Source organism: Pseudoruegeria aquimaris (assembly GCF_900172235.1).
Classification (GTDB): domain Bacteria; phylum Pseudomonadota; class Alphaproteobacteria; order Rhodobacterales; family Rhodobacteraceae; genus Pseudoruegeria; species Pseudoruegeria aquimaris.
On sequence record NZ_FWFQ01000006.1, the window covers coordinates 38,382 to 50,904 of the forward strand.

A 12,523-nucleotide genomic window follows, 5' to 3' on the forward strand; every position below is an offset into this window, starting at 1 on the left:
TCAATCCTCCTCGTCACCTTCCAGATACTCGGAGGGATCCACGTCCGGGTCGAAATCCTCGTCTTCCTCGAGGCCCGCGTAGATTTCCTCTTCGTAGGTATCGGGGTTCCAGATTTCGAAGGTATCGCCGTTGCCGGCGCACATGACGCCGCTTTCCAGGCCGATCTTCTCGCGCAGCGCCTTGGGGAGCACGAGACGGCCGGTTTCGTCGATCGTCGTTTCGATGGATTGCGTCAGATAGAGGCGTTGCAGCGCCTTGCGCTTCTTGGAGCCGCGCGGGAGCTTGGCGATCTTGCGCTCCACGCTGTCCATCGCCTCGACGGAGAAGCATTCGAGAAACTTGCGGCGCTTGTCGCCGTAGACAACGATCAGCCGGGGCGCATCGCCGCTCTTCCATTCCGGGTCACAGGCTTCGAGCACACGACGAAACGGGGCCGGAATAGACATCCTGCCCTTCGTATCCACCTTGTTCAGGTGTTCGCCTCTAAAACTCGCTGCCACTGTCCCTCGCGGCCTTTCACTGTTGTTTCCCGACCCCGCATTCCGGGGCCCTGAATGGAAAACGGCGGGTTGGGCTGCTGCCACTGCCCAATCCGCCGCCCTCGTCCCATTTCTGGGGTGTCCAGCTACGCGCGCCACCTGGGGGGGATGTCTGCTCGCTCGCGCGCCGGATCTCTTGGTTCGATGAAATCGGGTGCCTGTATGAAACCTGACTTGGTGCCTTGTTCGGGGTTCTTTGCTGCCCCTTGTGAGCCCGTCCTCATCGTGGGTTTAGGAATGACATGGGAATTCATGGCAATCAACACCTAATTTTGGAAACCCGCCCAAGATTCGCCCCAGGAGACTCGGCTGGAATCGCCGATACCGCCCGAAAATCCGGGGAATTACACTAGATGTATGATTCGGAAGGGTTGCTCGCGCCTAGATGTAGGGCCCGAGAATCCGGCCACTTTTTCCCAATTTTTTTCCCACTTCAACCCGTGCCCAGGCGGGCTGTTGCGACGAGGCCACGCATTTCGCCACATTTCCGCCGCAATTGGCGGAGCAAGTCCCATGAATTCAGAGAAGAGACACTGATTTGCGCGTCTGCTTCGGCGCAAATCACCCTGTTCGGGCCGGGAGCAGCGCCGGCTTCTCACTCGCTCCCACGATTTCCCACGGATGGGCCGCACCGGCGGCGCGGCCCATGAATTCCCAGATCCGGCCGGCTCAGGCCATGCCGCCTTCCACCAGGCGGTGGGCAAGCCGGGCGTAGGCTTCTGCCGGGGCGCCGTCGCCCAGCGCCACGGGGCGCCCACCGTCCCCGGCCAGGCGCACGTCCAGATCCAGCGGCATCTCCCCGAGGAAGGGCACCCCGAGCCGCTCGGCCTCGGCCCGCACGCCGCCGTGGCCGAACAGATGCGCCTCGTGCCCGCAGTTGGGGCACACATAGGTGGACATGTTCTCCACGAGCCCGAGCACGGGCGTCTTGAGCTTGGCGAACATGTCGAGCGCCTTGCGCGCATCCAGCAGCGCCACGTCCTGCGGGGTGGAGACGACGATCGCTCCGGTGAGCCGGGTCTTCTGGCACAGCGTCAGTTGCACGTCGCCGGTGCCCGGCGGCAGATCCACCAGCAGAACGTCCAGTTCGCCCCAGGCCACCTGGGTGAGCATCTGCTGCAGCGCGCCCATCAGCATCGGCCCGCGCCAGACCACCGCCTGATCCGGGTCCACCATGAAGCCGATCGACATGAGCGTGACGCCATGGGCCTTGAGCGGGATGATCGTCTTGCCGTCGGGAGAGGCGGGCCGCTGGTTGATCCCCATCATCCGCGGCTGCGACGGGCCGTAGATGTCGGCATCCAGCAGGCCGACCTTGCGGCCCTGCCTTGCCAGCGCCACGGCGAGGTTGGAGGAGACGGTGGATTTGCCCACGCCGCCCTTGCCCGAGCCGATGGCGATGATGCGGTCCACGCCGGCCACCTTCATGGGGCCCTGCTGCGGCGTCGGATGGCGGCCCAGCTTCAGGCTCGGCGCGCCCCCCTGCGCGTTGGGCTGGGGCGCAGGCTTCGCGGCCGGGCCATGCGCGGTGAGCACGGCGGAGACATGCGCCACCCCCGGCAGCGCCCGCACCGCGGCCTCCGCCGCGGCGCGCAACGGCTCCAGCGCACGGGCGGCCTCCGCCGTCTCCGCCTCGATCACGAAGCGCACCGAGTCGCCCTCCACCTGCAGCGCACGCACCAGATCCGCCGAAACCGGATCGCTCACGCCTCCAGCCGAAACGCTGCGTAATGCCTTGACAACTTCTTCCCGCGAGATCGCCATTTCCGAGTCCCTTCCGACTGTTTCGCGCTTTAGTTGCGACCTGACAGTGAAAGAGCAAGGGCCGCAATCTGAACGCGCGCAAATTTCCTACCAGACGATTAAAAAATAGGTCAGCACGACATATGCATTTGCTGCATAGCAGCGTTGAGCCGGATTGGGATTGTGCATCCGCAGCATTCGCCTAAATTCAATCTCGTTAGCGCCACCGAGCGCACCCGCCAAAATCGAGAGAGACGTGCCAATGGCCATCGCATCGAACATCACCACCACGAATGCTGGCGCATTCGACCGCATCCAGGCTGCCTTCCGCGCCCTGTCCGAGCGCGTCGCCCAGTACAAGGTGTACCGCGCCACCATCAACGAACTGCAAGAGCTCTCCAACCGTGAGCTTGCCGATCTGGGCATCAGCCGCTCCATGATCAAGCGCCTGGCCTACGAAGCGGCCTACGAACACTGAGTTTCCTTTCGGGTGCCCCGCTCCTCCTCCCTTGGGGCCCCTGAAAATCGGCGGTGATGCTCCTCCTCCTCCCTGCATCACCGCCCCCAATACCGGGCCTCGGCCCGTGTCATGCAACGGATCCTCTCCTCCTCCCTGGGATCCCGCGCAAACGCGAAGGATCCCCTCCTCCTCCCTGGGATCCCAAGCTCTCACCGGTGGCACCCCTCCTCCTCCCTGGGTGTCACCGGCCAGTTTTCTCGGGGCGTCCGGCGGCTCCGAACATGCTTGCGAAGGGCCCCCTCCTCCTCCCTTGGGCCCGACGTGAACCGCGGCAGCCCCTCCTCCTCCCCGGGGCTGCCGCACAAGTTTCGGGGGCGCGATACGCCCCCACCGGTATGCGGCAGGCCCTCTCCTCCTCCCTAGGCCTGCCTGCATGTCAGCGATGGCGCCCTCCTCCTCCCTGGCGCCATCGCACAAATTCCGGGGCTTCGGCTCCGAACAGGTTGCGCGGCCCCTCCTCCTCCCTTTGGGCCACGTGAACCGGGCGGCGGCGCCCTCCTCCTCCCTGGCGCCGCCGCTCCAAAAAAATTGGGCCCACCGGCCCGCAAGGTTACGCGTGGCTCGCTCCTCCTCCCTTTCGGGCCTGCGTGATGACGAACGGCGATGCCCCCTCCTCCTCCCGGGCATCGCCGTTTTTTTATGCCCGCCCGCCCCTCGGGGCAGTCCAGCCGCACCGGCGGGCCGGCGGCGTCTGGCGCTGGACGCGGGCTGACCCGCGCGCTACCCCTTGTGCGACATCACGATGCGGCCCGGCCCAAGGGCGCCGCCACGAAAGGGAACACCACCATGAGCCTCACCCTGTCCGACCCGAGCCTGCTGCGCGAAGCTGCCTGCGTGGGCGGCACCTGGATCGCCGCGGAAGGACGCGACGCGACCGAGGTGCGCAACCCCTCCACCGGCGCGCTGATCGGCAAGATGCCCGAGCTGACGCAGGCCGAGGTCACCGCCGCCATCGAGGCCGCCGAGGCCGCCCAGAAGGCCTGGGCCGCGCGCACCGCGCTGGAGCGCGCCGACATCCTGATGGAGTGGTTCCGCCTGATGATGGCCAACCAGGAGGATCTGGGCCGCATCCTCACGGCCGAACAGGGCAAGCCGCTGGCCGAGGCCAAGGGCGAGATCGCCTATGGCGCCAGCTTCATCCGCTGGTTCGCGGAAGAGGCCCGCCGCATGTATGGCGAGATCATCCCCGGCCACCAGCCCGACAAACGCCTGCTGGTGATGCGCCAGCCGATCGGCGTGGTGGCGGCGATCACGCCGTGGAACTTCCCCAACGCGATGATCACCCGCAAGGCCGGCCCCGCGCTGGCCGCCGGCTGCGCCATGGTTCTGAAGCCGGCCGAGCAGACGCCCTTCTCCGCCGTGGCGCTGGCCATTCTCGCCGAGCGCGCCGGCATCCCGGCGGGCCTGTTCTCCGTCGTCACCGGCGATGGCCCCACGGTCGGCAAGGTGATGACCGACAGCCCCGTGGTGCGCAAGCTCACCTTCACCGGCTCCACCGAAGTGGGCGCGATCCTCTACGCGCAGTGCGCGCCGACGATCAAGAAACTGGGGCTGGAGCTGGGCGGCAACGCGCCCTTCATCGTCTTCGACGACGCCGACGTGGATGCCGCCGTGGAAGGCGCGGTGATCGCGAAATTCCGCAACAACGGCCAGACCTGCGTCTGCGCCAACCGGATCTACGTGCAGTCCGGCGTCTATGATGCTTTCGCCGAGAAACTGGCCGCGAAGATCGCCACCCTTAAAACCGGCGACGGCTTCGAAGACGGCGTCACCTTCGGCCCGCTGATCGACGAAGACGGGCTGGCCAAGGTCGAGGACCACGTGGCCGACGCCAAGGCCAAGGGCGCGAAAGTGATCCTCGGCGGCGCGCGGCACGAAAGGGGCGGCACCTTCTACCAGCCCACGATCCTGACCGACGTGACCAGCGACATGAAGGTGACGACCGAGGAAACCTTCGGCCCCGTCGCGCCCCTGTTCCGGTTCGAAAGCGAAGCAGAGGTGATCAAGGCGGCCAACGACACCGAGTTCGGCCTCGCCTCCTACATCTACGCCAGCGACATGGCGCGGATCTTCCGCGTGTCCGAAGCGCTGGAATACGGGATGGTGGGCGTGAACACCGGGCTCGTCTCCACCACCGAAGCGCCTTTCGGCGGGGTCAAGTCCTCCGGGTTGGGGCGCGAGGGCAGCCGGCACGGGCTCGACGACTTCACCGAGCTGAAATACGTCTGCCTCGGCGGGATCGGCTGATGCCGGCCCCGGAGAACGGTTTCAAGACGGCCCTGAAGCGCGGGGAGCGCCAGATCGGCTGCTGGATGAGCCTCGCCGATCCTTACGCCGCCGAGCTGATGGCCTCCACCGGCTTCGACTGGCTGGTGATCGACGGCGAACACGCCCCAAACGATCTGCGCAGCACGCTGGCCCAGCTGCAGGCCCTGCGGGGCACCGGCGTGCACCCGGTGGTGCGGCTGACGGCGGGCGAGCCGTGGATGATCAAGATGGCGCTCGACGTGGGCGCCCAGACCCTGCTGATCCCGATGGTGGAAACCGCCGAACAGGCCCGCGCCCTCGTGGCCGCTTCCCGCTACCCGCCGGAAGGCATCCGCGGCGTCGGCTACGCCGTGGCCCGCGCCGCCGGCTTCGCCGCCATCCCCGACTACGGTGAAACGGCGGATGCGCAAATCTGCCTGCTCGTGCAGGTCGAAACCCGAAAGGGGCTCGAAAACCTCGATGCCATCCTCGCGGTGGAGGGCGTGGACGGCGTGTTCATCGGCCCCGCCGATCTTGCCGCCAGCCTCGGCCACCTCGCGCAGGGCGATCACCCTGAGGTCACCGCCGCGATCGACGAGGCGATCACGCGCATTGTTGCCGCCGGGAAGGCCGCGGGCATCCTCGTGTTCGATCTGGACCGCGCGGCGCATTTCCTGCAGCTCGGAGCGAGTTTCGTGGCCGTCGGCGCCGACATGGCGCTTCTGGCCAATGCCGCCCGAAGCCTTTCGGCCAAGGCCAAGGCCCTGCCCTGACCCCACGCCCAGCACATGAAAAAGGGGGCCGCGTGGCCCCCTTTCGCTCCTGATCCGGCGTCGGCGTCAGAACCGGATGCGCAACCCGGCGGAAAGCGCGTGCTGATCGGAATTGTCGCTGAAGCGGCCTTCGTAATTGGCAAAGAGGCTGCTGTTGTTGTCCAGCTTCACGCCGCCTTCAAGGATCACCTCGAGCCGGTTCTGATCGATGCCCTCGATCACCGCGAAGGAGCTTCCACCGTTCAGAGGCACCATCTGGTAGGTGTCGTTGAACGCCCGCGCCGCCGCCACTTCGATCGAGCCGAAGTAGAGGGTATCGCCGCGGGTGCGGCTGTTGGCAAGGCGGAAGCCGATGCGGCCGTAGCCGGTGTCCTCGTCGAAGCCGTCGACCGTGACGCCGCCGTTGGATTCGGTGTAGCCGTCCACATCGTATTTCTCCCAGCCCAGAGCCGCGAAGGGCGTGAACTGGATCGAGCCGTCATGCACACCGGGGTTCGTCATGTGCTTGGGCATCCGGCGGCCGATCTCGATCTCGGCCTGGTAGGACGTGCCGGAGGTATTGCCGACGTAGGCCGTCGCCCCGGCCACGCGGCGGTTCTCAAAATCGTAGCTGCCGAACTGGAGATCGGCGATACCGTAGAAACCGGCGCGGTTCTCGTAGACGGCATAGAGTTCGAGGATGTAGTTGCGCGTATCGAGAGACGAACTGGAGCCCGTGAGATCGGTGCTGAAGTTGTTGTAGGCCACGGACGCACCGTAGCGCAGCATCGACACTTCGCCCTCGTTCAGCACGTCGCCATTCAGCGCGCGCGTGTGGTCCACCCCGACAAGGATGCCACCGCCGGAGTAATCCAGCGCCACGTTGGCACCGAAGGCATCGTAGTTGCCGTTGTAGCCCGTGACCTGTGCGTAGCCGCGCAGGCCTTCGACGCCCATCATGTCGTCATAGACCTGCGCATTGGAGGACACGTCCACCGAGCCGCCCGTCGGGTAGTATGTATCGGAGGCCATCGCCATGCGGCGCGTTGCGCTGTGGTGGGTGCGCGCGATCACCGATGCCGTGTCACGATACTGGTTCAGCGGAAGCGTCAGCGCGCCCGTGCCCACCGCCGACACGAAGACGCAGGTCGAAAGCGACTCCGCGAAGGCCGTCGCGGCGTCGCCGCCGCTGCGCAGGAACCCGAGGTCGCCAACGCAGCCGTTCGGCGTTGAGAAGGCCAGCTGGATGTAATCCGCATCCGTGGTGCCGACGCCCGAGGTGCTGTCGAGCGGCGTGACCACGAAGGAGGAGCCATCCTGGACGAAGGCGTTGGTGCCGTCCGATCCGAGGGCGAAATCGCCGTTGGTGTCGATGATGTTCGCATCGACGATCGAGATGAGCGTGACTCCGGCCGCGTTCAGATCCGCCGAAATGGAGCCGAAGGTGAGCGCGGCGTTGCCGTTGTCCCTGTCTTCGTCGGAGACGAGCACAAAGGTCGTCGTCGCGCCGGGTGTGAGGGTGTAGTTGTTGAGCACGTAGTCAATGGCCGAATAGCCGTCCTCGAAGCCGCCCGTCAGAACGAGGCTGCCCGCCGCCGTCCCGAAATCCGCCGCGCTCCCGAGATCGCCGCCGCCCACGGGCAGCGTGCGGCCGAGGTTGCCGGGGCCGCCGCCGCCGAAGCCGGCAAGGCCATAATTTCGGTCAACCACGCCGGCCGAGGCCAGCTGCGTGTCCAGCGCGGTCACGAAACCCGGCAGGAAGGCATGTTCTCCACCCATCGAACCGGACTCGTCCACAAGGAAGATCACGTCCGCCGATTGGGACAGCGCCGTCGTTCCGAGGAAGATTGCTCCTGTCGCAATCTGTAAAATATTTCCAAGCACCTTGCCACGCATGGCACACCTCACACAAAACTTTGGTATTCATTGAATTCAATACTGCGATGGTATCACGGAGCATTGACCCAGCGTTAACCATTGTGGCGAGGCCGCCAAATATGCGGCACTTCTGTGGCAGCAATACCCCACACACCCCTATTTCATTGCCATTGAACGATTTCTGCGGCCCCGCACCCACGCGGCCCGCCACTATGACGCGCTGAATGCGCCAACCCTTTCGCGCAAGGCGTGTATTCCCATTTGGAATACATTATACCCTTGTCGCAGATGGCAGCCCAACTTCCCACCCCGCGCCCCCCGCGCGAATCTTTCGGGCAGCGCGCGCCACCGCCGGATCCGGGCAAGACGGTGGCAGAAAGAGAAAACGCCCAACCGCCACCTTGCGGCACCCCACGAAACACGAAGGCCCGCGAAGATCGCGGGCCCGTCCGGGTGGCCATACCCATACTTGGAATTTGCGAAGAGCCGAAAGCCCCGCCTTAGCCCTTTGCCGACAGAAGGGTTTCGAACTCGCGCCATTCCCCCTTGCTCATGCCGGAGGTTTCCTGCGTCACCGTCTCACCCGCCAGCATCCGGCGCAGGGCGTCCAGCGCCCTGGCCGAGAGCGTCGCCCCGCCCATGCGGTAATCCTCGAAGGCAGCGTAGGCGAAGGGCACCCAGTCCGCCACGATCCTGCAGATCTCCTCGGCATAGACGCGGATCTCGTATTGGGCATGGGAATCCGCGCGCAGGCGCAGGAAGTGGAACAGGTTGTGCAGATCCACCTTCCAGTACCATTGCGTGTAGATGTTGGCCGGCAGGTTCATCCGGGCCAGCTCGCGCGCCAGCCCCTGCTGGCCCTCCTGCCCGATCATCTCCTCGTAGTGATCGTAGCAGCGCGCCGCGTCGCTCTTGAGATACTCCAGCACCCGCGCGGCCTCCTCGCCCGAAAGCGCCTCGCCCCGGCCCTGGTTGTTGATCACCGACTGCGCGGCGAGCTGCTCGGGCTGAGGGATGTAGAATTCGCGGTCGAGGATGGAGTAGCGCGCGGAATATTCGTTCACGTTGGCGGTGCGATGGCGGATCCACTGGCGCGCCACGAAGACGGGCAGCTTCACGTGCAGCTTGATCTCGCACATCTCGAAGGGGGTGGAGTGCCAGTGCCGCATCAGGTAGCGGATCAGCCCCTCGTCGTTGGACACCGATTTCGTGCCCTTGCCGTAGGAGACACGCGCCGCCTGCGTGATCGCGTTGTCATCGCCCATGTAGTCGATCACCCGGACGAAACCGTGATCCAGCACCGGGTAGGCGGTGTAGAGGTGCTTTTCCATGCCTTCGGAAACGGCGCGGAGTGTCTGGCGCGGCGTGGCGCGCAGGGCGTCGATTTCTTCCTGTTGCTCGGGCGTCAGCGGCATCGGGGGCTCCTCAAGGGTGGTGACTCGCCGGATACTATATCTGGCAGAGATTGGCAGGGGAACCACAGGATGGGGTGGCTTCGCAGCAGGGTGAATTTGCCACACGCGCAACGGGAATGCGCCACGGAGGCACGCGGGCGTTGACTTGCGCGCTTGCGCCTCAATACTTCACGCAACCGAGGCAGCAGTCACAAAAAGAACAAACCACATGGCACATCACAGGGCACCCCTGATCCTCGCCGCGGCGCTCGCGGCAGTCACGGCCTGCACCGGCCCCTCCACGGAGGATGGCGACGGCAGCAGCGACACCTTCACCGGCGAGGGCCTTCTGCTGCCCGGAACCGAAAACCCCACGGCCGACGCCGACATCCTGCGCTACGAGGAAGACGGCTCCGTCAGCACGGTCAGCTACAATGCCGGCGCCGACACCTTCACCGTGGACAATCTGCCCTTCGACGGCGACGGAGTCTATGACCGCGACGACGTGGTCGCCTCACTCAACGGCTTCAACGTCTACGAGAACAACAACCTGACCGAGCGCCGCGCCTACAAGGCTCTGCATGGCACAAGCGCTTCCGGCAAGACCTCCGTATCGATCATCCGCACCGGCAGCTACAACGGCTACGGCTTCGGTGGCTTCGTCTACACCCGCGACGGCCGCGTGAACCTGCCCCGCTCCGGGCAGGCCACCTTCACCGGCCAATACGCCGGCACACGTGTGTTCGAAGGTATGGGCGGCCAGCAATACACCACCGGCGACGCCGTTCTCGAAGTGGATTTCTCCGATTTCGCGGCCACCAACGCCGTTGAGGGCGCGATCATCAACCGGCAGGTCTTCGATCTGAACGGCAACCCGGTGACCCTCTTCGAGAACGACGGCGTCACGGCCTATTCGCTGCCGACGCTTGTTCTGGCCACCGGCTCCATCACCACCGCGGGCGAGATCGTGGGCACAGCGAGCAGCGAGCGCGTGCCGGCGGGCGGCACCACCAGCTCAACTTTCGAGGAAGGCAACTACTACGCCGTGATCGCCGGCGACGATGCCGAAGAAATCGCGGGTGTGATCGTCGTCACGTCGTCGGATCCGCAAACGGGCAACGGCGTGCAGGAAACCGGCGGCTTCTTCGTCTACGACTGACATGGCCCGGCGCGCGCCTCTCCTCGCCGCGCTGGCCCTCTGCCTCTGCGCCGCGCAGCCGCTTTCGGCGCAGAGCCTGCGCATCTCGGCCGAGGACGGCCCCCGCGCCGCCTTCACCCTACTCTACAACGGCTACGCCCAGGCCGCGGCGGACCTGGCCCGCGCCCTGATCGCACGCGATCCGTCCGATCTTGAAGCCCACCTCGCGCTGTCGCGTGCGGAGCGGGTTCTGGGCAATTTCGAAGCCGCCACCGCGGCCGGCAAATCCGCCTGGGCGCTGGCCGACACCGACGAGGAACGCTTCGCCGCCGCGCTCGTCACGGCGCAGGCGCTTTCGTCGGAGGGCAAGCGCACCCGCGCCATGCTCTGGCTGCGCCGCGCCGCGCAGGAAGCGCCCGACGAGGCCCGCAAGGCACAGGCGATGCGCGACTTCCGCTACGTGCGCGGGCGCAATCCCTTTTCCACCACGCTCTCCTTCACCTCGCGCCCCTCCTCCAACATCAACAACGGCTCGAAATCCGACACGCTGATCATCGACGGCCTGCCCTTCGTGATCAGCGGCGATGCCCGCGCGCTTTCAGGGCTGGAAGTGGTGCTCGGCGCCAGCACGGCCTATACGCGGCGGGTGTCGGAAAACCGGCTGCTGCGCTTCGGCGGCCGCTTCGAAACCCGTCACTACGCGCTCTCTTCCGAGGCCAAGGCGCAGGCCCCCGATCAGGACGCCAGCGATTACAGCTACACTGAAATCGAGGCCACTATCGGCGCCACGCAACTGCGCGATCCCCGCCTCGGCATCACCGACCTGAGCTTCGACATCGGCCGGGCATGGTATGGCGGCGATCCGCTCGCCAACTTCCTGCGCGGCACCATCGAGCACCGCCAGCGGCTGGGCCGCAGCATCACCGGCACCTACAGCCTCTCGCTCACCAGCCAGCAGCGGCTCGACAGCTCCACCCAGGATTCCACCGATCTCTTCGTGCTGGGCAACTGGGCGATGACAGGGCAGAGCGGCGGCGTACTGGGCTGGAACCTCGGCGCACGCGACATGCGCTCGCAGTCCGCCACGATTTCCCACAACGCGCTCATCGCCGGGATCAGCTACCAGCCCCGGGCAGAGATCTTCGGCACGCGGGGCGTGCTCTCGCTCGACGTGGAGCAGCGCAGCTACGACAAGCCCCTGTTCGGCACCATGCGCGAAGACACCAGAACGCGCCTCGGCGTGACCCTGCTTCTGGACGGGCTTGAATATTATGGGTTCGCGCCGACGCTGAACATGTCCTATACCCGGACGAAATCGAACATCTCGCTCTATGACACCGAGGAAATCGGGGTCAACATCGGGTTGAGATCCACGTTCTGAGCCTCGAGGCCCCATGGCGACAGACCTCCACGCCGCATTCGATGCACGGGTGAGCCGCCCGCTGCGCGCACGCCTGCCGCGCGGGCTGGCCGAACCGCTGGTCTTCGTGCTCAAATTCCTCTGGGCGGCGCTCTTCGGCATCCTCTTCCTGATCGCGCTGGTGGTGACGCAGGCCATCTGGCAGCCCGACTGGTGGCTCACCCGCTACGATGCGCTGCTGCTCTACGCGCTCACGGTGCAGGGGCTGATGCTCTGGCTGCGGCTGGAAAGCTGGGAGGAGGCAAAGGTGATCTTCCTCTTCCACCTCACCGGCACGGTGATGGAGATCTTCAAGGTGAACGCCGGAAGCTGGAGCTACCCGCAGCCCGCCGTGATGCAGATCTTCGGCGTGCCGCTGTTCTCGGGCTTCATGTATGCCTCCGTCGGCTCCACCATCGCGCGGCTGTTCCGGCTCTTCCGGGTGCAGCTGGCCCCCTACCCGCCTTTCCGGGCCACGGTGCTGCTGGCGGCGGCGATCTACGTGAATTTCTTCGCCCACCACTTCATCTGGGATGCCCGCTACCTGCTCTTTGCCGCCACCGTGCTGCTGTTCGCGCGCACCCGCATGTGGTTTTACACCTCCAGCCGCGCCCATTGGGTGCCTCTGCCCGTCGCGATCCTGACCTGCAGCTTCGCGCTCTGGGTGGCCGAGAACATCGGCACCTGGAGCGAAACCTGGGTCTACACCGGGCAGCGCCCGTGGCAGATGGTTTCGCTGCACAAGATGGGCAGCTGGTATCTGCTGCTCTACGTTTCCTTCGTGACGGTCACGCTCGTCTACCGCGATCTGCTGAAGCCGCGGAAACTGCGGCGCGACGGCGAAACGGGTTTCCTTGAGCCGGCGGAGTGATTAGCTGTCGTGTCGACGGCCTGAAACGAACCAACGAAGGG

At 65.7% G+C, this 12,523-nt stretch carries 10 protein-coding genes; 6 read left to right on the top strand and 4 right to left on the bottom strand.

The features are described from left to right. Together mraZ and PSA7680_RS05695 are read right to left on the bottom strand one after the other, a co-directional pair. Positions 1-501 carry a division/cell wall cluster transcriptional repressor MraZ gene (mraZ, locus tag PSA7680_RS05690; RefSeq protein ID WP_176244084.1) on the bottom strand — a complete coding sequence of 167 codons (501 nt, stop codon included), beginning with the start codon at positions 499-501 and terminating at the stop codon, positions 1-3. Positions 502-1,209: 708 nt separating this feature from the next. Beyond that, complete coding sequence (locus tag PSA7680_RS05695) at positions 1,210-2,304, bottom strand: Mrp/NBP35 family ATP-binding protein (RefSeq protein WP_085867705.1); 1,095 nt, start codon at positions 2,302-2,304, stop codon at positions 1,210-1,212. Between the two features lie 241 nt (positions 2,305-2,545). On the opposite strand from PSA7680_RS05695, the gene PSA7680_RS05700 reads away from it, so the two are divergent. From PSA7680_RS05700 to PSA7680_RS05710, 3 genes are all read left to right on the top strand, one after another. Next, on the top strand, positions 2,546-2,761 hold the full coding sequence (locus tag PSA7680_RS05700; RefSeq protein ID WP_085867706.1) for a DUF1127 domain-containing protein: 216 nt from the start codon (positions 2,546-2,548) through the stop codon (positions 2,759-2,761). An 828-nt stretch (positions 2,762-3,589) separates the two neighbouring features. After that, positions 3,590-5,050, top strand: coding sequence for an NAD-dependent succinate-semialdehyde dehydrogenase (locus PSA7680_RS05705; RefSeq protein WP_085867707.1), 1,461 nt, complete (start codon positions 3,590-3,592; stop codon positions 5,048-5,050). Further along, entirely contained in the window at positions 5,050-5,823 is a 774-nt protein-coding gene (locus PSA7680_RS05710) for an aldolase/citrate lyase family protein (protein WP_085867708.1), read from the top strand. The genes PSA7680_RS05705 and PSA7680_RS05710 overlap by 1 nt, the downstream gene beginning before the upstream one ends. A 66-nt stretch (positions 5,824-5,889) precedes the next feature. Here PSA7680_RS05710 and PSA7680_RS05715 read toward each other — a convergent pair whose 3' ends face one another. Further along, on the bottom strand, positions 5,890-7,698 hold the full coding sequence (locus PSA7680_RS05715; protein ID WP_085867709.1) for an autotransporter outer membrane beta-barrel domain-containing protein: 1,809 nt from the start codon (positions 7,696-7,698) through the stop codon (positions 5,890-5,892). Between the two features lie 482 nt (positions 7,699-8,180). Further along, on the bottom strand, positions 8,181-9,095 hold the full coding sequence (gene thyX, locus PSA7680_RS05720; RefSeq protein WP_085867710.1) for an FAD-dependent thymidylate synthase: 915 nt from the start codon (positions 9,093-9,095) through the stop codon (positions 8,181-8,183). Between the two features lie 208 nt (positions 9,096-9,303). Here thyX and PSA7680_RS05725 point away from each other — a divergent pair, with 208 nt between their 5' ends. The 3 genes from PSA7680_RS05725 to PSA7680_RS05735 are packed head-to-tail and all read left to right on the top strand — an operon-like array spanning position 9,304 to position 12,482. Beyond that, positions 9,304-10,233 (top strand): hypothetical protein, encoded by a 930-nt coding sequence (locus tag PSA7680_RS05725; RefSeq protein WP_085867711.1) that lies wholly within the window; start codon positions 9,304-9,306, stop codon positions 10,231-10,233. Between the two features lies 1 nt (position 10,234). Further along, a complete protein-coding gene (locus tag PSA7680_RS05730; RefSeq protein ID WP_085867712.1) occupies positions 10,235-11,593 on the top strand; it encodes a surface lipoprotein assembly modifier in 1,359 nt (452 codons plus the stop codon). Positions 11,594-11,606: 13 nt separating this feature from the next. Further along, a complete protein-coding gene (locus PSA7680_RS05735) occupies positions 11,607-12,482 on the top strand; it encodes a DUF817 domain-containing protein (protein WP_085867713.1) in 876 nt (291 codons plus the stop codon). Positions 12,483-12,523: the final 41 nt, after the last annotated feature.